This is a genomic window from Mycobacterium shunyiense, assembly GCF_058270075.1.
Genome location: NZ_JBZDPU010000021.1, coordinates 1 through 21,253 on the forward strand (window position 1 = coordinate 1; position 21,253 = coordinate 21,253).

At 63.1% G+C, this 21,253-nt stretch carries 19 protein-coding genes; 12 read left to right on the top strand and 7 right to left on the bottom strand.

Annotated features, from left to right (window positions below; all coding sequences use genetic code 11):
• Positions 1 to 36: 36 nt before the first annotated feature.
• The 3 genes from nrdH to AC4ELH_RS23910 form a co-directional block, all read right to left on the bottom strand.
• Positions 37 to 300 carry a glutaredoxin-like protein NrdH gene (gene nrdH, locus AC4ELH_RS23900; RefSeq protein ID WP_498887095.1) on the bottom strand — a complete coding sequence of 88 codons (264 nt, stop codon included), beginning with the start codon at positions 298 to 300 and terminating at the stop codon, positions 37 to 39.
• Between the two features lie 276 nt (positions 301 to 576).
• Entirely contained in the window at positions 577 to 1,062 is a 486-nt protein-coding gene (locus AC4ELH_RS23905; protein ID WP_498887096.1) for a hypothetical protein, read from the bottom strand.
• An 87-nt stretch (positions 1,063 to 1,149) separates the two neighbouring features.
• On the bottom strand, positions 1,150 to 2,925 hold the full coding sequence (locus AC4ELH_RS23910) for a DNA cytosine methyltransferase (RefSeq protein WP_498887098.1): 1,776 nt from the start codon (positions 2,923 to 2,925) through the stop codon (positions 1,150 to 1,152).
• A 130-nt stretch (positions 2,926 to 3,055) separates the two neighbouring features.
• Between AC4ELH_RS23910 and AC4ELH_RS23915 the strand changes: the two genes are divergently transcribed.
• Both AC4ELH_RS23915 and AC4ELH_RS23920 read left to right on the top strand, forming a co-directional pair.
• Positions 3,056 to 4,225: a hypothetical protein gene (locus AC4ELH_RS23915; RefSeq protein ID WP_498887100.1), complete on the top strand. Its 1,170-nt coding sequence runs from the start codon at positions 3,056 to 3,058 to the stop codon at positions 4,223 to 4,225.
• 61 nt (positions 4,226 to 4,286) lie between these two features.
• Positions 4,287 to 4,532: a helix-turn-helix domain-containing protein gene (locus AC4ELH_RS23920; protein ID WP_498887101.1), complete on the top strand. Its 246-nt coding sequence runs from the start codon at positions 4,287 to 4,289 to the stop codon at positions 4,530 to 4,532.
• Here the strand turns inward: AC4ELH_RS23920 and AC4ELH_RS23925 are convergent.
• Positions 4,513 to 4,809 (bottom strand): hypothetical protein, encoded by a 297-nt coding sequence (locus tag AC4ELH_RS23925; RefSeq protein WP_498887103.1) that lies wholly within the window; start codon positions 4,807 to 4,809, stop codon positions 4,513 to 4,515. The genes AC4ELH_RS23920 and AC4ELH_RS23925 overlap by 20 nt on opposite strands.
• 130 nt (positions 4,810 to 4,939) lie before the next feature.
• Positions 4,940 to 5,335: a hypothetical protein gene (locus AC4ELH_RS23930; protein WP_498887105.1), complete on the bottom strand. Its 396-nt coding sequence runs from the start codon at positions 5,333 to 5,335 to the stop codon at positions 4,940 to 4,942.
• Between the two features lie 651 nt (positions 5,336 to 5,986).
• On the opposite strand from AC4ELH_RS23930, the gene AC4ELH_RS23935 reads away from it, so the two are divergent.
• Entirely contained in the window at positions 5,987 to 6,283 is a 297-nt protein-coding gene (locus AC4ELH_RS23935) for a hypothetical protein (protein WP_498887107.1), read from the top strand.
• Positions 6,284 to 6,545: 262 nt separating this feature from the next.
• On the top strand, positions 6,546 to 7,622 hold the full coding sequence (locus AC4ELH_RS23940) for a pentapeptide repeat-containing protein (RefSeq protein WP_498887109.1): 1,077 nt from the start codon (positions 6,546 to 6,548) through the stop codon (positions 7,620 to 7,622).
• 725 nt (positions 7,623 to 8,347) lie between these two features.
• On the opposite strand, the gene AC4ELH_RS23945 is transcribed toward AC4ELH_RS23940, so the two are convergent.
• The gene (locus AC4ELH_RS23945; RefSeq protein ID WP_498887111.1) at positions 8,348 to 9,172 is read right to left on the bottom strand and encodes a hypothetical protein; all 825 of its coding nucleotides are present in this window, start codon (positions 9,170 to 9,172) and stop codon (positions 8,348 to 8,350) included.
• A 180-nt stretch (positions 9,173 to 9,352) separates the two neighbouring features.
• Between AC4ELH_RS23945 and AC4ELH_RS23950 the strand changes: the two genes are divergently transcribed.
• From AC4ELH_RS23950 to AC4ELH_RS23985, 8 genes are all read left to right on the top strand, one after another.
• On the top strand, positions 9,353 to 9,595 hold the full coding sequence (locus AC4ELH_RS23950) for a hypothetical protein (RefSeq protein WP_498887113.1): 243 nt from the start codon (positions 9,353 to 9,355) through the stop codon (positions 9,593 to 9,595).
• 83 nt (positions 9,596 to 9,678) lie between these two features.
• Entirely contained in the window at positions 9,679 to 10,434 is a 756-nt protein-coding gene (locus AC4ELH_RS23955) for an AcrVA2 family anti-CRISPR protein (protein WP_498887115.1), read from the top strand.
• 259 nt (positions 10,435 to 10,693) lie between these two features.
• Positions 10,694 to 11,821, top strand: a complete 1,128-nt coding sequence (locus AC4ELH_RS23960; RefSeq protein WP_498887117.1) for a hypothetical protein — start codon at positions 10,694 to 10,696, stop codon at positions 11,819 to 11,821.
• Positions 11,822 to 12,161: 340 nt separating this feature from the next.
• Positions 12,162 to 12,617, top strand: coding sequence for a hypothetical protein (locus AC4ELH_RS23965; RefSeq protein WP_498887119.1), 456 nt, complete (start codon positions 12,162 to 12,164; stop codon positions 12,615 to 12,617).
• A gap of 291 nt (positions 12,618 to 12,908) precedes the next feature.
• Entirely contained in the window at positions 12,909 to 13,394 is a 486-nt protein-coding gene (locus tag AC4ELH_RS23970; RefSeq protein ID WP_498887120.1) for a hypothetical protein, read from the top strand.
• A gap of 23 nt (positions 13,395 to 13,417) precedes the next feature.
• On the top strand, positions 13,418 to 13,969 hold the full coding sequence (locus AC4ELH_RS23975; protein WP_498887122.1) for a hypothetical protein: 552 nt from the start codon (positions 13,418 to 13,420) through the stop codon (positions 13,967 to 13,969).
• A 360-nt stretch (positions 13,970 to 14,329) separates the two neighbouring features.
• On the top strand, positions 14,330 to 15,037 hold the full coding sequence (locus tag AC4ELH_RS23980) for a hypothetical protein (protein WP_498887124.1): 708 nt from the start codon (positions 14,330 to 14,332) through the stop codon (positions 15,035 to 15,037).
• 60 nt (positions 15,038 to 15,097) lie between these two features.
• The gene (locus tag AC4ELH_RS23985) at positions 15,098 to 15,883 is read left to right on the top strand and encodes a DUF4226 domain-containing protein (protein WP_498887126.1); all 786 of its coding nucleotides are present in this window, start codon (positions 15,098 to 15,100) and stop codon (positions 15,881 to 15,883) included.
• Between the two features lie 62 nt (positions 15,884 to 15,945).
• Here AC4ELH_RS23985 and AC4ELH_RS23990 read toward each other — a convergent pair whose 3' ends face one another.
• The gene (locus AC4ELH_RS23990) at positions 15,946 to 21,243 is read right to left on the bottom strand and encodes a helicase-like domain-containing protein (protein WP_498887128.1); all 5,298 of its coding nucleotides are present in this window, start codon (positions 21,241 to 21,243) and stop codon (positions 15,946 to 15,948) included.
• Positions 21,244 to 21,253: the final 10 nt, after the last annotated feature.

A 21,253-nucleotide genomic window follows, 5' to 3' on the forward strand; every position in this document is an offset into this window, starting at 1 on the left:
GTTGACCTGCTAGAACAGTCATTGGTCAAGATCTACCTATGATGCATTTGATGCAAATGTCGCATCTTTCTGGACCGCCTTGATCCGATCCGGCCGGAAACCCGACCAGTGCTCGTCGCCGGCCACCACAACCGGGGCCTGCAGGTAGCCGAGCGCCATGACGTAGTCACGGGCCTCGGTGTCGACGGTGATGTCGACCTTCTCGAAGGCGATGCCCTGTTTTTCCAGCGCCTTGTAGGTGGCGGTGCACTGCACGCATGCGGGCTTGGTGTAGACGGTTACCGATGTGGTGGCGTTCATTTCGCTCTCTCCATTTAGACCGGGAATGGCTCGTTCGATATTCTCGATTTTAATAGCTGCGCACACCAACAGCAACCGTTATAGGCAATATTATTCGCGCAATATTGGCCATTCATCGCAGCGGAATAATGGTGACGGGAAACGGACACTAGGAATTGCGTTTTACAATTCGCACTAGGTGAATTGCACGGGTTTTTGACGTGGATACGAGCAATGCGGAATGCGTCGGGTGAAGCCTGACCAGGGGGTTGTCGTGGCCCCGGGCCTACGGACGGCTCAAAGCTCTTGTCTGCGGCGGCGTTCGGCGATGCGGTGGCGCGACTCGGCGACTGCTCGATCGAATCGGGTGCGCACGTCGGGCCGCAGGCGTTGCAGCATGTGTGTCTGGTGCTCGCTGAGCTGGTAGTTGCCGGCGAGGTGGCGGCTGGTGAGGTCGAGCGCCACGCACCACTCGCGTCCGTACTCGCGGCCGGTCGTTACCCATGCTCCGTCATCGCGCTGGTGCAGGTATTCCCGGTGTAGGCCGTGGTTGTTGCCAATCAGGAACTCGTTGGCCTCGTACTGGCCGCAGGCGGGGCACACGAGCACGGTGAGGTGGCCTTGGTCGCTGGGGGTGAGCCATAGGCCGTGTTCACGGGCTTGCGCCTCGGTCACGTCAAGCTGTTCGACCAGTTGCGTGTAGGCCGCGTCCAGTTGCTCCTCGGCGGCGATTCGGGCGGCGGTGGCTTCGGGGTCGAAGTCGATGGCGAGTTGTTCGGACATGGGTGCTACTCCTGAATTGTGTTGGGGGAGGGCCCGCCACGTTGCGTTGTGGTGTGGCGGGCCCCGTCTGGGTGGGTCTGGCCGTGGTTAGGCTGCGAGGCTGAGGGGCCAGCGCTCGATGTCCTCGCCGGTGATTGCCTCGACGAGTGCGGAGACGATGATTTCGGCGACTGGGGGAGTGACGGCGTTGCCGTACTGGCGGACTCGCTGACGCTTGTTGCCCAGGACCACGTAATTTCCGCCGAAGGCCATCGCACGGCCAACCTCGTGGGGTTCAAGCATGCGGAATAGCACGTCGTCGAGCTCGACGGGAAGCGAGTGAGCCGACAGCAGGGACTGGTGGCCGGAGGTGGTGATGGTGCGGACCGGCTCACCGATGGGGGTGGTGTGGCGGGCGGCGTGGCCGCCACGGATGCCGTTGTTGCGCATGAGCAATGCGTGTCGGTCGGTTGTGGTGACGGTGCCCATCGCTTCGGCGACACTTCGGGTGCCTCCGTTGCCGTAGTAGCTGGTGATCAGGCCGTGGTGGTTTCCCGACGCCGTGATCGTCGCCAGTGGATCGCGCACCGAGCGAGCGTCGCTGGAACCTCCCCGCAGTTCGGTGATGAAGGCAGTGGACTGCACCAGGGCGTGGCTGGCGCCGTCGGCGACAATGGTGTTGAGAGGATCGGTGGCGGGGTCCAGATGGCGTGTGCGGTCGCGGAACTGGGTGACGAAGGGCCGGAAGGCGACGGCGTCGCATTCGCGGGTGGTGCGGGTGGCCATCGGCGCAGCGGCCGTCGTGGCGGCGTCTCGCCAGGTTCCGCCGCACGGGACGACCAGTGCCGTTTCGTTGCGGGTGGTAGCGGTTCGCAGCGGCGCCTCGATCGGTGCGGCGGCTTTTCCGTCACGACCCTCGATGGGGACGGCCAGACCATTGGAGGGCTCGACCGCCGACGGGCCCCAGTAGCGGTCAATCCCTGCCTTGATCCGTGCGATGGTCTTGGGTGCCAGAGGGCCGAGGAAGATCTCGCCGGTGGTCTTGTCCTTGAATTCGCGAAGCGGCTTGTCACCCAGGCGTTCGCCGGGCAGGGACCAGTCGATCGCCTGGGCGGCGGGCATGGCCGGCGGTTCTACGATGGCGTTGCGGCAGGACACATGCGGGCAGCGGTAGACGTACTGGCTGCGGTAACGGCCCATGTCGACGCCCGGCTTCTTGAACACCTGGATCGCGTCGATCCACTCCTGGCACATGCCGCAGTAGGCGCGGGGCCGAAGCCACTTGTCCCAGTCGGGTTCGCGGCGCAGCGCCTTGTCCCAGTAGGCAACGTAGAGCCGATCGCGTGACTGCGGGGCAGCCAGAGTGCGGGCCGGTTGGGCGTGCATGGAATTGATGGCAATGACGCGAGTGTGGTAGCCCAGACTGCGGATTTCACCGATCCAGCGATCCCATTGATCCCAGGCCCGGACTTCGACGACGTTCTCGACGACTCCGGCGCGGACCCGGCCTCCGCGCTCGATGACACCGCGCAGGTACATCGGCACCTCCTCCATGAGGGCACGGGACCGGTCGGCCTCTTCGTCGCGTGGGGTGTCGAACAGGTCGCCCTGCAGCGTGGTGTCGAAGTCGCGCTTCTTGCCTCGCGCAGTTGACCATTGCGGGCATTCGGGAGAGGCCCAGAAGATGTCTGCGACGGGCCATTTCGCCACCGGTGCCTCGCGGATATCGCCCAGGTAGTGATCGGTATCGGGGAAGTTGGCCGAGTGCGACTCGATGGCCTTGTCCCAATGGTTGGCAGCCTTGGTGATCCGCACGTGAGGTACGGCGTGCATACCTTGTGATGAACCTCCGGCCCCGCAGAACCAATCCATAACTGTCAGCATCGGTTTCCCTTTCCCCGGAACTTTGTATGTTGCCTATAGGCTACACCCTAATGTAGCCTATAGGCAACACATTGATACGAGGGAGAGGGAGGCGATCGCCTTGGACACGAGCACCGATCAACTTCCCGGGATGACCGAAACCACAAGCGGCCCAGCAGTGGTCATGAGCTATGGCATGGGGGTGGACTCCACAGCCATCCTCTTGCGTTGGCTAAACGAACCCTCCAGCCGGGACTTCGACCTCAAAGACCTGGTCGTCATCACCGCCCACACAGGCGACGAGTTCGACCAGACGTTGCGCGACGTGGAGGAGGTCGTGCTCCCCGAGATCCGCAGGTGCCGCGTGCGATTCATTCAGGTAGGCCGGTCACAGCGCAAGACCACAGCCAGCGGGCGCGGCGTCGTGGTCCTCGATGACTCGACACAGCCCACTCGGCTGCACACCACCGGCTACAAGCTCTCCGACGAAATGCTTGCCGCCGGAACACTTCCCCAGGTTGGGGGCACCCGCATCTGCTCGATCCATGCGAAGGCGAGCTGCTTAGAACCGGTCATCGCCAGCCTCACTGCGGGCCGTCCGTATCGGCATGTGTTGGGCTTCGAGGCCGAAGAAAAGGCCAGAGCGGCAAAGGATGCCCTGTTTAACACCCCTCAACGGGTTGGCTGGTACCCATTGGTGGACTGGAACTGGGACCGCCAGCGCTGCTTGGACTTCATCGCCACCACCGCGAATCGACAGTGGACCAAGTCAGCCTGCAGCTACTGCGTCTTCGCCATGACAAACCGGGCCGGCCAGCGGGCCGTGGTGGAGCGGTATCGCCGCGAGCCCGAGGCCGCCATACGAGCACTGTTCCTCGAGCAGGTTGCGCGCAGCCTCAACGAACGGCAGACGCTCATTGCGGGCAGCTCGGCGGCCGCCCTCATCGCAAACGCTAACCTCGCCGACGTCCAGGCCCAGTTCGAGGCGATGCTCGAGGGCCAGGAACACGCAATCTACGAGGTGCGGCGACTGACGCGCAGGTCGACCAAACGCCCCGACGGACGCGGGATCACCGCGCGCTCGGTGCGACTTTCCGCACGAGGTACCCGGCAACAGATGCACAGCGCTCTGATGGAGATGCCTGGGAGGCGGCAAGTGCGGGCCGACGGCATTGTGCGCCACGTTATTCGTGAACGCACCGCCGAGTTGCCTGCCCTGGAGCACTTCTACGTTGTGTGTCCAGCGGTGGTCGAGGACAAAGAACGAGCGGGCTTCGATGCTTGGTGGCAGGAGGCGACGACCGATGATGTCCTGTTCTGAACAAGCACTGCCAATCCGGCCCGGTGTAGCCTATGGGCAACCACGCTGGGAAGGGGTTGGCATGTCAGACACAGACGCCGCCGACGACGGCTCGTTGATCCTGGCCGCCCTGGGTGCAGCTATCCGGGATCACCGGCACCGCGTGGGCCTGACGCAGGCCGACCTCGCGCAACGTGCCGGGATCGGCCGGCCACACCTCAATCACATCGAGGGCGGGCGCAAGAATCCCACCGTGGTGGTGCTGGTGCACCTTGCTCAAAGCCTTGGCGTCACCCCGGGAGAGCTGCTTACTGCGGTACCGAGCTGACAGGCTGCTGCAGTGCGATGCGCGCGATGAGGGCTGCTGTCTCGGCGTGGTCGGGTTGCCCATGCTCGTCGACCCCAGTCTGAATGATGGCGACCAACTCGGAGCCTGCGCGCAGTTCGTATCGGGTGACCGGCCCGGCCGATGCCCTGGCTGCCTCGATGGAGTCGTGTGCGGCCGCGAGAGTGGCCGTGATCGCCGATTCCAGGTCGTGGGCTACACCGATCGTCGTGTCGACGGACCTGTGGTTTGCAGTGCTCAGGGACCAGGGCACGGTCATGGTGGGCCTCCTTAGTCGTTGATGGCCTGTTCTGCTTGATAGCGATTGTGCAGCGTCAAACGACGAACGCCGGGCCCGCTATCCGTGGTTGTGGATAAACGGGCCCGGCGGCGTTGGGGCTGTGGATAAATCAGGTGTTGGCGGGCGGTGTGTAGTCGGGCTGGGTGGGGTCCTGGTCGAATTCGGGACCATCCAGGAAAATCTGGATACCGGTGTGGTGGGCGGTACGCAGGAGCGCTACCGCCCCGCGGCACCCTGCCTGGTCGAGCACCTGGAAGGTGACAGGGCCCATGTGAAGGTCCAACCACCGGATTTGCCGTGAGCGGTCCCGGGAAAGCTCCTGGCGTGGGACCACTGCGTAGGCGGGGCGGCGAAGCCAGTCGATGGCGACAGTGGGCAGCGCGAACGGGTCGGCAGCAGCGGGCTCGGGGGCCGGGATTTGGCGGGGAAGCATGGCCATTGCAGTACGGGCGGTGCTGAAGGCCTCCAGCACTCCTTGGATGGCTTGCGCCGACAACATCGTCATCAGAATCCCACCCCACTGCACTCGCAGCCAGGCGTGAGGGGTGCAAGCGTGGTGAACACTGATGTCACCGTCTTGGTCGCCTTGAACGCGAATCATGGTGTGGCTGACTAGCGCTGGGGGACTGGGGTTTAGTTCCGTGGATCGGCTTGCCATGGTGAACTCCTCGGCTCGTAATATGTTGCTTATAGGCAACATATTACCGTCAATCCCTTCGCATAGCAATGCTAAATATGTCTGTACTGAGTTGAACGACGCATCTAATAGCCCTCCTGTTCAAGGCATTACGGAACATCGTCAATGCCATCGCAGTCTGCGCTAGCAAACAGTGAGGCGAGGTGCGCGCGAGGCCAGCTCGACGTGACCACCGCCCAACGCGGCCTGTATGCAAGCGACTCTCAAACTCGGCGATCACTCATCGAAAGCGAAGTTGGCTCTGGTGGTGGACTTGACCGCTGGCAGCTCCGTAGCGTCCGGCCTATGACTGCACCGACGTCGGATGCCCTCGGAAGCGCCGAAAGCGATTTGCGCACAGCGCAGTCGGAGGCTGACCCGCGCAGGCAGAATCAGTACGCTAGATCGGCGGCGGACACCGCTACAGAAGTAGCGGTGGACCCAAGCGCGAGCAGAGCAGATCGTGCCCGGGCTGCCACGATGGCGCGGTCGGCGCGCGCCATCGTGGCGCGGTCGGCGCTGCGCGAGGCTCAGTCCGCGCTGGCCGGCGCACGCCGTGAACCGGATCGGCTGCGTCGGCGCGAGCTGGCGAGCGCGGCGGTGTCGCACGCTCACCAAGCTGCGGGCAACGGTGACCTGACAGACTCGGAACGCGCCCAGGCGCGCGACGTCATCGGCAACAGTCGAGTGGTCCTCAGTGCCGCGGCACAGGCCCGCACGCGTCAGCCGAACATCGAGCGGGACCACGAGCACGAGCCACCCGGGATTGCGCTGTGAGGACGAAGCCGCCGAGGGGAAACGCAGGCCGCGCGGGAATCGGATCGAGCGCGTCGGCGACTACTCGTTGCGGTACCGCCCAGAAAGCTACCGCGGCGCCACCTGGTCTGACGCGTAGCGTTCGATCCACGCATTATCTGCAGCGTGCACGAACCGCATGATCTCCTCTCATTTGCCTCGCTCCTTGGCAGCTTGTGTTCGATACTTTGTCCTATGAATTCCACGGCAGCTCAAGGAATAAGACAGCGGACGGACCCATGACATGTCTGGTCCTAATCCGAGCGGTCCTCCGCCGACCTCACCACGGCAGGCGATTCTAAAGAGCCGCGCCGTCAAGTGGCTCAAGAGCGGCGGGATACTCCTTGGCCACGTTATCGCCTGGGACGGCTGGACCAAAGTAGCCGGCATACTAACCGCAGCAGCCGCTGTCGCGGCGCTGTGGTTTTCCGGGAAAGCGCTGCGCGAAACCCAAAACCAATACTCGCTCTCCGAACAGGGGCAAGTAACGAGTCGATTTAACGATGCCATACAAAACATTGGCTCAGAAAAGCAAGAAATACGACTCGGCGGAATATACGCGCTGGGACGTTTGGCGCAAGATTCCAAACAAGACTCAGAAACGATTGCGAAGATATTGGCAGCCTACGTCAGAACTCACGCACCTCTTTCAGAGAAGTGCAAGAAAAGCTACTTTGACAAAGAAGGCCCCCAGGGCACAACGGTGCCCGAAGACGTTCAGGCTGCCATGGATGTTCTTGGCCAACGCGGTGGTGACGAAAGCAGCCCAATCGACCTATCAAATACCTGCCTCACTAATGTCCGCATTCCGCGATCGAACCTGGCCGGCGCGAACTTGAGCGCAACGAATCTTGCCTACGCCGACATGACCGACTCGGACCTCGCAGGCGCGATTCTTTACGAGTCGAATCTATTTGGAGCACGGCTGGACGGCGCAGATCTCTCGAATGCGTCGCTGCACGGCGCCTACGTAGCCCGTAGCTCCGGTGTTAACGCTAATATGTCAGGCGTAGATCTCGCGAAGGCACGACTCGACGTTTCCGATTTTTCCGGGGCGAACATGTCCAATATTCGCGTTTCCAGAACCGATTTCACGGGCACGAACTTTTCCGGCAGCAATTTTTCTGGGGCTAATATAAACGGAGTTAACTTCACCAATGTAAATCTCTGCAGGGCCCAGCTCCGCGAGGCAATGTTCGTCCGTGAAAGCGGCACTTACTCGGCCGCATGGACGAATGTCCATTATGATGACCAAACAACCTGGCCAGACACCTTTCCCCGTCCGGCAACTCCAAACTTCAATAAGTGCGGGACGAAGTAGGTGTCCGATCTTGAACTAGTTGCGAGTCGGGCCGCGCTGTGAGCAACGCTCGGCTCGTCGTCGCCGCGGATCGCGCGGGGCGCTGGTCGCCATCCCCGAGGCTGGGCGATCAAACCGTCACGGTGACGGTTTGATCGCCCAGGCCCACGCTTGGCAAGGTGGCCACCGACGCGCATAATTCGAACATATGAGCGACGATGGCGGCCTGCGGCGAACGCGGGGCGGATGGGTAGAGCCCGGGCCGCCGGCGTTCTGCCGCAATGGGCATCGACTCGCGCCCGGCCGGTATCAGGTGGGCAGTCAGGCTTGCGCCTGCGGGACGATTCACCGCGTGTTCCATTGCGATGTGTGCGCCGACCGGATGTACCGCCCGGGGCCAGGACCGACGTGTTCATTCTTGAACTTTGACGGCCGCTCAGCAGCCGTCGACCATTGAGCGTACGCAAGCGCAGATTCATGCTAGAGGTTTCCAACTCTGGCAGCTTCCTAAGACCAAATATATTGTGCAGCAATGCATTCCGATAACGGATATTATGTAAGCCTAGCTAATTGTTAGGCGCACTAATAATGGTCGGGCCCACCGTCGTGTCGTCGTAGGTGGTGGTGTTGTCGCTTCTTCTCAATCAAACTGGCGGCAATCCCGATCCAACTGGCGGTCGACCGGATGAAAGGTGGTGCGCCGATCTTCGCGGCGTGCTGGGGGTTCGACGGCGCCGCTGACAGCGCTAGTTGTTCTTGGAATCTTTGACGTGCGCGGACAGCAGGTATCCGACGGCTTCGACGACCTGCGGGCCGATGGCGTTCATCGCCTCGCCGACGGTTAGCCAGTGTTCTACCCCGTTCTGATCCACGTACCTGAATACTTGCTCGTAGGCGAATACCGGCTGCAAAGTCACGGATTGTGGCTCGTCGGGGCGCATGAATTCGATCCGTGCCAGTACAGATCCGGCCTCGACGACTCCAGTGTTCACCCACGACTTCACACCACCAGCGGGTTCCGGAACGACCGTCACCGCACCGAGGTCAACCTGGCTGGTACCAACGATATTGAGCAACTTGTGCTTGTCGGTGTTCGAGAGGAACTGCAGGATGTGGAGCGGATGCAACTGATGCTCACCAGCATTGAGAGGTTGGTAGCTTTCCAAGACGGCGAATACCGTTGCGCCGTACCAATTCTTACGATCCTTTGACCAGCCCGTCCACTGGCCTCGTTTCGAATACAACGGAAACGCCACCTTCGTCGGGCTGGCTTCGCGCACTGTCTCAGGCGTGACCGCCCATACGGCATAATCCATTGCTGCGCGCAGGTTGTGGATGAAGTCGCCCATCAGCAAGGCGGCTTCGGTGTAGTCGGGCACTGCTTCGAGAATCCATTGCGCTTGCACCATTCGAGTCCGGCTGCTGCCGTTATCCTCGCGGCGGACAGGTCGCTCCACGGCGCCGAGTTCCGCGAGCAAGTCGCGCAGACGGTCGCGGATCTCGAATGCATGGGTAAGTTTGGCGTGCGCCGCTCGGCCCAGGGCCATGGCTGCGTCGTCATCAGACGTCATTTGCACGACGATAACGTGGACCGCGCGGCCCAGTTGATACCCATCAAGCATGCTCACGCGTCGCTGCGGTGGCATCACGTGGCTGAGCGGAATCCGCGGCTCAACCCGCCTCCCGGGTGGCCCGAACGCAAGCATCTGAACGCTGTCCCCCGCGAGGTGCAGGGGTGCAGGATGAGCCCCATGGGGAAACGCGCTCGACTAGACCGGCGAAGTAAGCGACACATCAAAGTCGACGACGCGGCCGACGTCGTAGGAGCCCTGCGGATGTGGGCTGGCGGTGGCGGCACACGCGGACCCGAGGGCCAATGGATGCGCGCCGCGACCACCGCGATGTTGACCAGATGGGATGCCAGCCCGGTGGTACTGCGTGTGGACGGCGACTTCGCCGGCGCCCTCATCGACTCGCAACCGACGTCGAGTTAGTCCCCGATTGGCTCGACCGGTTCCCCTTCAACGCCATCGCCTACAGCTTGGCCGAGCCCCTGTCTCTGCATGATGGCATCCGCATGTGCCACTACACCGGCTTGATCACCACAGGCATCCGCTCGGTAGATGCCGCTGGCACACCCGGCCTCAACCTGCCCTCCCCGGCGCGAGGGGGCGGAGACCGCTGGCAGCTCGACGGTGCACAGCTCACCCACTACGTGGACGTTCCTGGGGCCGACGGCGTGCGCTGCATCTGGGTGTTCAAAGAGGATGGCGATCCCCGGCCCCGCCTGCAAACTATTACCTTTCAACTGCGCGGCGAGCTGGCCGACGGCGAGACCACCCTGACCGAGCTGATCGATCGTTCAGTCTCGATGGCTACCGACTTCGAACAATCGCAAGGCCAGGAACTTCCCACGCTTATCACGCTGTCGCTGTCTCTGCTGCTTTACACCGCTGCCACTGACACCGATCTGGACTGGCCGCCTACCGAACACATCGTCCGCCCACACCAGATCAAGCACACCCAAATCGGGAACCTTGGTTGGCGGACCGGAGCGGCCTTGCGACAGCACCGGCGGCCACCCGCAAACACCGCCGAACACCGCACGCGCGTCGACCATGCGCCAACAACCCCCAGCGGCCGACACCGGCCCGCTCACATCCGGAAGGCACACTGGCACCGCGTCCGTATCGCCGAACGCGACGCCTCCGGACGGGTCACGGGCAACCCTCACGGTTCCCAGGGAATCGATTGGCACTACGAACTGCGTTGGTATCCACCCACACCTGTCAACGCCGAGCGCGGAACGAACCCCACCGTCCGCGACCCCTAGCCGTCAAGCTCACCCAATGCCGCCCGAAAGGGTGTCGGCATGTCGGCACCGGCTGGAAGAATGTCGACTATGAGTGGCCCAGCGGGCAAAACGCCCACCCACGAGTCATGGCCTGGGGACGAAGCAGAGGATGGCCCGTATATTTCTCGCGACGCTGGCGCATGGGGCGGATTGGGCTGCAACGCAGGCTCACGTAGGGAGGTACCCGTCCGATGGAGTACCGATGGTCAACACGCATCGGTAGTGGAGGGAGGGACCGGTGGCCAGCGGCAAATCAGTGGCTCTTGAGAACGAGTACCTGGGTTTGATGCGACGGGCGGAGATGATGCTCGATGCGTTGACGCCAGCACGCGTGCCCGTGTTGCTTGATGCATTGACCCTCCATGCCGCACAGTCGTTGAGGATCGTGGAGCCACGATATCTGCTCAACGAGGACTGGAGGGCATACGCGAGGGGCGAGGTCGATCAGCCGTCTCAGCGACTCAAGGACACAGCTGAACAACTGAACACGACACCAGAGGAAATGGCGGAGCGCTTCCGGGCCTACAACGCTGACGACCAGCCGGACTTTCACTCCACGCGCGCAATCTATTTCGGGCAGGTCTTAGCGAGCGGGAGCGTACAGGCCAGACACGCAATTTACTGCACCGAAGAGATGTCGGCGTTGGTGAGAAGTGCCGCCGGCAACGAGATCACTCAGAGCTCACTGACAGAATCGGATCTACCCAGCCCATCTGGAATCGCATACTTCTATGACCGACACGAGCCGTTGCTGCTCCGGTGGGCGACCACCAGCACAGGAACCGTATCTGCGAATCTCGCTGAACCAAAAGGGATTCGCAGAATCCTCGAAGACCGATTTTCCGATCCGGATACCCACATCCCTCAGCCCTTCGAACAGGCCACCCTCAGCGCCCCCATGTCGGATGAACCGCCCAGCGCCGTCACGGTAATCAAACCATTCGGAGATGACGGCCAGTACACATCCATCCGGCCGGATAATGCGATTAGCATGCTTTTCGCGCTCAGCCATCTGGCGCGCCAGACGGCGCTCGCGAACATGGAAGTGCAGTCCATCAAGTCACCTGGAACGGACCGACGCAGGCGGCGGCGAACCCGCACTGACCGCGTCACCTATCTGAGCTACAACGTCAAGCAACATCAAGCACGCAGCAACGGTGACGATGGGCCCGGCAGAACCTATTCGCACCGATGGGTGGTCCGCGGACATTGGAGACGGCAGTGGTACCCGAGCCAGAATCGACACATCCCAATCTGGATCACCGACTATGTCGCCGGCCCATCGGATCTTCCGATCGAGCATCGCGACAAGGTCCGAATCGTCAGGCCACCGACCACCACCCACAGCGTCGAGAGTCCGGCTTAGGTAGGAGGAATCACCATCGCTAGGGAAATACCGCACGACGAAGCCATCGCTGATGGGTGGGAGAAGGTTGTCTCCGCGCTCGAACCTGCCTGTGACGCGTGGCTGTCCGTTTCGCCCGACAGTGCCGGGCCCGTCACCGAACTATTGCGGTCGGCTCGCTGGAACGCCCGTGTGTTCCAGCAACTCTCCCACGGAGTCCCCCGCTCTGAGGCTTGGCGAACGGCCGACGGCGAGGTCGGTCGCGGCGAGCCCGGGTATGTGAACTACGAGCCCACGGACAGCGCCGGCGATGAAGTCGGCTGACCGTGCCCGCACGTGCAGCGTGAAGGGTCGATGATTGGTGGCGGTCGGAGCCTTCATCGTGTCGATGTTCGCGCTTGCGGTGTCCGGTGTGGCGGCCTTCGCCGCCTGGCGGTCGATGACTTTTGAGCGGCAGTCCGCAAGTGCGGCAACGCGAAGCGCTGATGCGGCTGAGATGGCGAACCAGCTGACAGAGCGCGCGCTGCTTCACGGAGCGCCAACAGCTAAGCATGGGGCTGCAAATGTGCAGTTCTCCTTGTCAAAAGGGCAGGGTGCAACGTGGATTCTCCGCAACATCGGTACCGAGACCGCCGAGCACGTTCGAGTTGAGCCAATCAAGGGCATCACGAGGCGGTTTCCGACCGATGCCGTTGTGCGACCTGGCGAGGGGATTGACCTGCTCATGCAGGGAACGTGGCAATCCCCCATTCCCAACCAGCTGTATGTCTCATGGGCTGGCCAAGAAACACCTGTGGCCCTACCTGTAATACGGTGATGCTGTAGCCGAACGATCGAAAAGGCATGACAGACAAAATGATTGACCCCCGCACTGAAGGTTGGCCGTTAGAGTCTGATGGCCTCCGTCATAGCTCTCACGATGCCTAAGCTACCGCCAGAATCACGCGATTCCCACCTAGACCACATTGCGCTGGAGGGTAGGTCTGAACGCCACCGCCGTGGACTTGGGCCGGCTCCGGATTGCTTTTTGATTGCCCGCTCGGCGCAAACGACCATTTGGCATACCGACAAGACAGGCATGCGCGATTGCCCGATCAACTTGCCTCCGATGAAACTCTCGCGCGTACTGTATCGGGGTTTCGATGAGACCCATCTGCCGGCCGTCCTGCGGTCCGGACTGGATGTGCCACGGCAGGCCGCATTTTGCGCCTCCGACTACGCCGATAAGGCATGGGAGTATCCGGTTCGACGGCGAACCGCGATGATGCTGATTCTTGATCCGGGTGTCACGCAGAGCAGTTTCATCCGACAACCTGCGGACGCCGAGCCTACGTGGACCCCCGATAAGACTCTCTATCCGAACAAATACGTAGATGGCGGAGCGATTATCCACACGCGGTTCACTCCCGGTCACTTTCCGGCCAGCTTCCGAGACGAGTACATGTACGGGCACTGGGTTCCTGGCGATGCGCGCCCCGCGCTCTTAGCCGTTGTGATCGGTGGATCCAAACCCGATGTTGTTGAACGTTTGCGGCAAGTGAGACTCGATGATCCGTACACCGTCGAGTTCGTGGGCCCAACCGCCTACCCGTGAACGCGGTGCGCGAGGATCACAGAATGAGTCGGGTAGCGGCGTTTCGCCTGAGGTTGACCCCGCGCCAGCGCGAGCTGCTCCGCACCTATCTGTGGGTGCATGCCGACGATGTCTACGACGACATCGAGGAGCACGGCGGGAAGCCGGTGCGGGATACTTCGGGTTGGTGGTCGATTCTTGATCGGCTACCTGAGGTCACGTGGGAATCTCCGGTCGCATGGCGACAACAGATGGCCCGCGCCTTCGACGACCTCGCTCTGGACCTGGAGGCCGACAGCCTTCCCTACCCTCGTTGTGTGGCCGAGGAGGTGGCGCTGGTGCTGTCCGCGGCGACCGCCGAAGCCGTGTGGATGGATAGCGAGTACGGGGACGAGGTGGCGGCGCTGCCGGTGACCGCCGCCGATGGGGACTGGGCGTCTGCAACAGCCTCGCTCGTAGGGACTCGTCACCTTGACTGGGCACTCTCCCCCGGCGACGCTCCCGTGTGGCTCGGAGATGTTCCGGATCCGGGCACATGGTTTGAACCCCTCGACGGCTTGGAATCGCGCCCGGCAGACCGTGGGTTCCGACGCTGACGCGTCGCACAGCGGCGGGCCGGAATATGCTCGATCAGCGGGTAGCGCGGCGGAAGCCTGCCTTTAGCGCCTGAGCGACCAAGATGAGAGGACCGCGCCACTATGGGCCTGTTCAATCCTCTCCCCCGCCCGGTGCCGTTTCGCCACGACGGCGGCGATTGGGCAGCGTGGGCCAGATCTGAATGCCCCTGCGGATCTGGCACCTCAGCTGAGGAATGCCATCTACGACGCCCGACTGGGCGCTGGCAGCTGCCTCGGTACACGCCGCTTTTGTCTGACCCGGTTACTGGCTTCGCACTACCGGGTTGTTACGCGGCCTCGACCAACGACTGTTCGCGCACGCTGTCGCGCGAGCATCCAATGAGCAAGGGCATCCTCAAGTCCGTCGGCGACGGCAAGATGGTGAGCATCGGCGGCCTGGAATGGCAGAAGGACCCGACCAAGCCCCAAAGTTTGCCCATCAATGGGCTCACCTCAAAAATCCTCTGCGACAGGCATAATCGGGCGCTTTCCAGGCTCGATCTGACCGCGATCAGGGCCCAGGAAACCCTGGAGCGCTACCAACTTGCTCAAATCCCAGGTCGAGACCCCCATGGAAGCGAATTCGACCTGATCAGCGGCGAGGAGTTCGAACGCTGGATTCTGAAGATGGCATGGGGGTACAAGGCAGCCGTCGACGCCGTTCCTGCCAGCCTTCAGCGGGACCGGGAACGAAATATGTTGATGCGTTACCTATTTCGTGACGGTCTAATGCCGAAAGGATGGGGGCTCTATGTGAGAACGCTGACCCGCCAATTCGCAAGGGCCACCGAGGTCGCGGTGGAGGCGTCCGTTGAGATCCAAGGCGACACGTTCCTCAGCGCCGACATCACGTTCGGTGCGTTCACGTTCACGTTCGCGGCGGGGGCGGTGGAAGCGGGGAACGGAGCGCGAGCGTGGCACCGACCGTCCGGGATTCGAATGTTCTCCGACTTCGACAGTTCGTGCAAGATACTGGCCCTGAGCTGGGACCATCAGCAACACGCCGAGGCGCAGTACGTCGACATCCAGTTCCGCGGCAACCGCTGACGCCGCCCACTCCGAGGTTGCAGTAGCCAGGGCGGCAGTGATCGTCCTATCGTCGTTGGCGTGGCGTTTTGGGAACGGCAGATCGGTGAGCTGCTGACGGGTATTCGCGCATTGGGCGGCATCAGCGGGCCGGCGCAGGCGCCCGCTCCGGGTCCGCAGCCAGACAACGCACTGGAACCGTTCCCGGTGCCGAATCCGAATTTCCCGACACCCCCGTCCTCGGGGGGCACAGCGTCGCCTGGGCCCCAGCACCCGCCTTTCATTCCTGAGCGAGATATGGACCTGACCTCGGGTATGCCTCGTTCGACGTTGGACGGCATTCATGATGACGGTGGCGTGATCATCAAGAAGCCCGGCGAACTGGGCCCCCCGACATACCGGGATGCGCCGCCGTATACGGAATCGCCGCCGGGCTCGGGGGTGTGGGTGCCAGATAGGCGCCCACCAGCCCCTGGTTCCACGTTGCCGATGTCCAATAGCAGTAGCGACGAGTGGGACGGCAGCGGCGCCGATGCGGCGGCCGACGCGGATGCTTCCCTGCGTCGGACCAGGGCCGTCGTTGATGAGGCTGATCGCCGGCTGCAAACGGTGCTTACCGATGCCCACAGCGCGGCCGCGGCCTCACGGGAGCGCTTACAACGCATCCATGACGAGGTGGCCGCGGGGGTGGCCGCGTTGCAGCCGAGCATGCAGACTCCGGCAGGTCGCGAGAATATGGCCCATTTCTTGGAAGCAAAAGCGCAGCAGGCGCGGGAGGTGGCCGCCGAGGCTCAGGACAACGCCGCCCGACTTGCTTCCGTGCTGGGCTCGCTGGCGAACTCCTACTCGTCGTCGCGGCAGGTGTGAGTCCGACACACATCGGGGCGTGTTCTTGGCGTGGTCTGCGACTCTGCGCGTGTGTGTCTGGGTCACAGGTCGATGTCGGGGCCGGGGTCGCGAGGGCCGATGTCGCGCTGGTGCTGTTCTAGCGCCAGCCTTTCCCGGATCCGCACAGCACGACGAAGCGCTTCGGCGTTGGGATAGCCGAGTTCCTCGACGACTGCTGGGGTGGGGTTGAGGTGCAGGCTCCAGCCGTGGTCGCGGCCTCGCATGGTCATTCGCTCTTGGGCCGCTTCGGCCTTGGCTTTGGCTTCGGGGCTTTCGGCCGACATCCGCAGTTCCAGGGTGAGGGCGGCCAGTTCGGCCTCCTGAGCGTCGAGTGTGCTGCGGTGCTCGAATGGCCCGGGCGGGTTGGCCAGCAGATCCTCGAGTTCGGCTTCTTGGCGTTGTTGGTCGCGCTGCAACCTTGCGTAGTGTTCGGGTAGATCGGTGTAGATGTTTTCGATGCGTCGCAGCAAGCCGAGTTGCTTGGGCCCCGATACGTCCGAACCGAGCGCGGTCTGAACTGCCCGCAACAGTTCCCCAGCTTCCAGTTCCGTTGTTCGCGAGGGGATGTCGAGTCGCAGCAATAGCATGTCGTGGGTCAGGTCGCGGGCGCCCAGGATCTCGACACCGTTGATCGCTGCCCCGATCGGCTCGTAGCGGGATGCTCCCCTGTCCTTGCCGGCGATGTAGGCGCGGCGGCATGCGGTGGTCAGTGCCGCAGCGGCTGCGGGCCGTTCGACGTATGTGTCGTTGCCGACCTTGATGCGGTGGGGTGCGTCTGCATGGACGGTCGCGGCTTGCGCCACCGGCGCGAGCGCTGCGATGTCGGCGTGTTTGGCCGGGATCGCTTTCTGCAGCACGCGAACCTCCCAATCGCGGTTGCGCACGGATTGTTGGTGGGCGCGTTCGAGTGCGGTCAGGCGGCGCACTGCGTCGTCGAGTTCGACTTGTCGCAGATAGCGCGGATCGCCGGTGGCGATCGCCTTGGTTTCGGCGGCAGCAGCACCGATGTCTCCGCCACTGAGGTCTTCGATCTCACTGTCGAGGACCTCGTTGCGCCGCATCTGGTCAATGAACAGCGCTTTGGCTTGCACACGCTGCCACATCACTGTGTCGTAGCTGGATTCGGTGACGTAGGTGAAGATGTCTACTTCGTCGTTCTGGTTGCCCTGGCGCAGAATTCGGCCTTCGCGTTGCTCCAGGTCAGCGGGTCGCCAGGGCACGTCTACGTGGTGGAGGGCGGTGAGCCGGGCTTGCACGTTGGTGCCAGTGCCCATCTTCTCGGTACTGCCGATGAGTACGGACACCTCACCGCGGTTGCATTCGGCGAAAAGCGCTTTCAGCTGTGCGGGGTTGCGGGCTTCGTGGACGAATCGGATGCGTTCTGCTGCCATGCCGCGGGCGACCAGCTCGTCCTTGATGGCTTGGTAGACGGTGAATTGGCGGGGGTCTTTCGATGGTGTGCCGCGGTCGCAGAACATGAGTTGCAGGCCGCCGCGCATCGGGAGCTGTACCCCGGTGTCGGGGTCGCGGTAGAGCTGGTGAATGTGTCGGTGGTGGACTTTCATGGCCTGTTCGGCGACTGCGGCGGCGCGGCTGTGCGCGGGCTTTCCGAGGTGGGCCATTCGGGGATCCAGCGTGGCGTTGCGGCCGTCGCTGCTGATTTTGAGGATGTTGTCGCGTTGGGGTTGGCGTGGATCGAGGTGGTCGGCGCGCCAGCCGAGGTCGGCGATGAAGTCGATGAGTTCGGTGTCGGGTTGCAGGCTGATGATTTGGCGGGCGCCGGTGCGTAGTTGGGGCAGTTTGACGGGTACCTGGTCGCGGGTGACGACGTCGGTGTAGGCGTTGGCCAGGGCGAGCAGCTCGGGCAGGTTGGTGTATTTGCCGACGCGGGTGACGGGCCGCAGTTTGGTGCCGGTCGAGTTGACTTCGACGGTGGTGTGGGTGGCGGTGAACGCTGCTGCCCAGTCGCCGAGGTCGTCGACGCCGGCGGCTTTGAGTAGGTCGGGTCGCAGGTACTGCTGCATCACCCACAACTCGCCCAGGGAGTTGGCGATGGGTGTGCCGGTGGCGAAAGTTGCGACGCGTTCGACGATTTGGTCTGCGGGGATTCCGCGTGCCTGTGCTTCGTCGCGTCGGCGTTGGCGCAGGATGTCGAGTTTGAGTGCGAGGTCCTCGGCGCGGCCGGCCGAGTCGGTGTAGGACAGTTCGGCAATGTTGCAGAGGCGGCGCTTGTTTTTGTACATGTGCGCCTCGTCGATGAACAGGTAGTCGCAGCCGGATTCCTCGAACCGCAGTCCGACGTCTTTGGCGTTGGTTGCCAGCAGTTTTTCGAGGCGTTCCTGGGTGGATTTGATCGCACGCATGATGGCCTTCTGGGTGCGCTCGACGGTGGATTCTTCCAGCTGTCTGCGCAGCTGATCGAGTTCGCGGTCGAGGTAGGCAGCGCGGGCGTCCTCGGAGACGTTGATCTTGGTGAAGGCTGATTGGGGAACGACAACGATGTCCCATTCGCTGGCCGCACTTTGAGCGATGAAGCGGCGTCGCCCTTCGGCGGTGGTGGCCGCAGACCCGAGCAGGACGTTGGCGGCCGGGAACCATTGTTTGGCCTCGCGTCCAACCTGCTCAATGATGTGGTTGGGCACGACAATCCAGGGTTGTCGGACCAGGCCGAGGCGGCGCAGTTCCATGGCCGCCATCAGCATGGAGCCGGTTTTGCCGGCGCCCACGACGTGGTCGAGCAGGGTTGCGGGCTCGTTGATGATCCTGGCCACGGCGTTGCGCTGATAGGGGTGCGGGGTGAAGTGATCCGACAGTCCGGGCAGGCGGAGATGGGTGCCGTCGTAGACCGGGGCACGTAGCGAGTTGAAGCGCCGGTTGTATTCGGCGACGAGGGTGTCGCGGCGTTGTTCGTCGGTCCAGATCCAGCGCGCGAATTCTTCGGTGATTTTGGCGCATTTGGCTTGGGCGGCGAAGGTGGCTTGGGTGTCGAGTTCGCCGTCCTCGGTGGTGATGACGACAGCTTTAGAATTGCAGACTGCCTCTAGGAGGCTGACGGCGTCGTAGTTTCGTTTGGCCATTCCCCATTCGTCGGTCATGAGCCGGCCGTGGCGTTTGTAGCTGGACACCTCGACGGTCCACCGTCCGCCAAGGTGTTCGGCTTGCACGTCGGTGACGCCGAAGGTCTGTTCGGCGAAGGCCGCGACGACCACGGCGGGGATCCACGGTGCGCCTGGGCGGACTTTGATGTCCTCGGCCTGGCGTTGCTCGGGTTGAACCTCGCGTAGGGCCTTCACGTAGGGCTCGTAGGTCGGGTTGGCGTCGGCAGCCTCGATGGCCGCTGCCAGTTTGGTGCGCACGTTGCCCGACAGGGCGGTAGCCGCCGGTAGGAGCTCGTTGGGGTTGTCGAGGCTGGGATAGGCCAGCCCGTCGAGCAGGGCGAGGGTGTCGGTGGTGTTGGTCCCCAGAAGGGTGGAGATGAGGTCGATGTCGACACCGCGGGTGCGGTCCAGGCTGATCGCCAATGCTTCCTCGGGGGTGTCGGCTGTGGTGCGCTCGACGGGGGCGCTGAGCTGGTCGCGGGTGAAGATGGGTGCCTTGACGGCGATACCGGTGTCGTCGTCGAACTCTTCCAGCGACGAGACGACCGCCCAGCCCGGGTCATACCGCATGCCGCCTTCGAGGTGGCGGTACTTCTTGAAGGGTTCGGGCGGCTCCCACGCCTGGGTTTCCCATTCCTCGGCCAGATCTTCGGGCACGGGGCCGCGGTAGGGGTGTCCCGGTGTGCCTTCCTGTTCCCGCCAGGTTGTTTGAAGCTTGTCGATCCTCTTGTCGTGCAACGCCTGTGTGGTGTTGCGCCGGATCCACTCGAACCGGTTGAGGGGTCCTCGCTTGGTCACATAGTTGTCGTAGAGCGTGTTGAGGTGGGCGCGCAGTTGGTCACGCTCGGTCTCGGTGGCACCGTTGTGTTGGGCGGCGTAGAGCGCGTTGGCGACGTCGCGCAACGCGATGAGCTCTTTGGTTTCGTCAACGAGCGTGCGTGGTGTCTTGTTGGGTTCCCAGCTGTGTCCTGCCCAATAGTCGATGCTGCGGGTTTCGGCGTTGTATCGCAGCGTGTAGAGCGGCGACTCGGCGGTGTGTGTTTCTGCGGTGCATAGTCCTGGCGCGAATAGTGTTGGTGCACAGGAGGTTAGATCGGCGCTGCGGGCGGTGAGGCCGTGTCCGCGTGTCACGGCTGTCGAGATCATCGGCTGCAGTTGGTCCCGCAGTCGATCGGCGAGTTCGTGTCCGGTGGGCCCGGTGACGGTGAGCTGGGGTGAGCCGTGCAGGCCGCGGCCCAGTTGCATGGTTCCCAGGACGTGGTCGGGGTTGTTGAGGAAGTAGGAGTTGATCGTGAGGCCGGTCTCGTCTCCGGTGCTGGGCTCGATCATTTCCACGGTCTCGGTGTTGATCCAGTCGAGGGTGTCTCTGCTGACCTGTACGCCTGGTTCGCGCCGGCGGAAGATCAGTAGGTCGGTGACGACTTCGGTTCCGGCAACTCGGCTGAATGCTTGAGACGGTAGGCGAAGGGCGCCGACGAGGTCAGCCTGCTCGGCGATGTCTTGGCGTGCCCGTGTTTTCGTGGAGTCCATGCTGTAGCGCGAGGTGAGGACGGCGACGTAGCCGCCGGGGGCGACCAGCGATAGGGATTTGATGATGAAGTGGTTGTGGATGTTGTGGCGCCGTGGGTTGTGCACTGGGTCGGTCAGCGCGTAGCGACCGAAGGGCACGTTGCCGATCGCTGCGGTGAACGTGGTCTCGGGCACTCGCGTGGTTTCGAAGCCTTCGTGGCGGACTTGGGCTGACGGGTAGAGCAGTGCGGCGATGGCTGCGGTGATGTCGTCGGCTTCGACGCCGACCATCGTTGCGTTCTGGGGTGCGTGGGCGATGAATGTGCCACTGCCGCAGCCGGGTTCCAGTACCCGGCCACCGGAGAATCCGGCCGTCCCTAGTGCTTCCCATATCGCGGCGACCACCGCGGGGTCGGTGTAGTGGGCATTGAGGATGGACGCTTGTGCGCGACGGTACTGCTCGACGGTCAGGAGGTCGACCAGCTGGGCGCGTTCGGCGCTGAAGTCGTCATTGTGCGGATCGAAGACTTGTGGGATAACTCCCCATCCCGACCAGGCGGCCAGTATCCGCTGCTCGGGCAAAGTGGCTGGCCGCTGGGCCTGGCGTAGGGTGTGAACCAGCTCGATGGCGGCGATGTTGGCGCGGGCACGGGCTTTGGTTCCGGAGGGGACCAGGACGTCGGTGCTGGGCGGGAAGTCTGTGGCGCTGCGAAACTCCTCCCCCACTGGCACGGTGGTCGAC

What these genes read in the sequence shown, in the direction of transcription:
- nrdH (WP_498887095.1), bottom strand. Translation starts at nt 300, where the DNA reads ATGAACGCCACCACATCGGTAACCGTCTACACCAAGCCCGCATGCGTG.
- AC4ELH_RS23905 (WP_498887096.1), bottom strand. Translation starts at nt 1,062, where the DNA reads ATGTCCGAACAACTCGCCATCGACTTCGACCCCGAAGCCACCGCCGCC.
- AC4ELH_RS23910 (WP_498887098.1), bottom strand. Translation starts at nt 2,925, where the DNA reads ATGCTGACAGTTATGGATTGGTTCTGCGGGGCCGGAGGTTCATCACAA.
- AC4ELH_RS23915 (WP_498887100.1), top strand. Translation starts at nt 3,056, where the DNA reads ATGACCGAAACCACAAGCGGCCCAGCAGTGGTCATGAGCTATGGCATG.
- AC4ELH_RS23920 (WP_498887101.1), top strand. Translation starts at nt 4,287, where the DNA reads ATGTCAGACACAGACGCCGCCGACGACGGCTCGTTGATCCTGGCCGCC.
- AC4ELH_RS23925 (WP_498887103.1), bottom strand. Translation starts at nt 4,809, where the DNA reads ATGACCGTGCCCTGGTCCCTGAGCACTGCAAACCACAGGTCCGTCGAC.
- AC4ELH_RS23930 (WP_498887105.1), bottom strand. Translation starts at nt 5,335, where the DNA reads ATGACGATGTTGTCGGCGCAAGCCATCCAAGGAGTGCTGGAGGCCTTC.
- AC4ELH_RS23935 (WP_498887107.1), top strand. Translation starts at nt 5,987, where the DNA reads ATGGCGCGGTCGGCGCGCGCCATCGTGGCGCGGTCGGCGCTGCGCGAG.
- AC4ELH_RS23940 (WP_498887109.1), top strand. Translation starts at nt 6,546, where the DNA reads ATGTCTGGTCCTAATCCGAGCGGTCCTCCGCCGACCTCACCACGGCAG.
- AC4ELH_RS23945 (WP_498887111.1), bottom strand. Translation starts at nt 9,172, where the DNA reads ATGACGTCTGATGACGACGCAGCCATGGCCCTGGGCCGAGCGGCGCAC.
- AC4ELH_RS23950 (WP_498887113.1), top strand. Translation starts at nt 9,353, where the DNA reads ATGGGGAAACGCGCTCGACTAGACCGGCGAAGTAAGCGACACATCAAA.
- AC4ELH_RS23955 (WP_498887115.1), top strand. Translation starts at nt 9,679, where the DNA reads ATGTGCCACTACACCGGCTTGATCACCACAGGCATCCGCTCGGTAGAT.
- AC4ELH_RS23970 (WP_498887120.1), top strand. Translation starts at nt 12,909, where the DNA reads ATGAAACTCTCGCGCGTACTGTATCGGGGTTTCGATGAGACCCATCTG.
- AC4ELH_RS23975 (WP_498887122.1), top strand. Translation starts at nt 13,418, where the DNA reads ATGAGTCGGGTAGCGGCGTTTCGCCTGAGGTTGACCCCGCGCCAGCGC.
- AC4ELH_RS23980 (WP_498887124.1), top strand. Translation starts at nt 14,330, where the DNA reads ATGAGCAAGGGCATCCTCAAGTCCGTCGGCGACGGCAAGATGGTGAGC.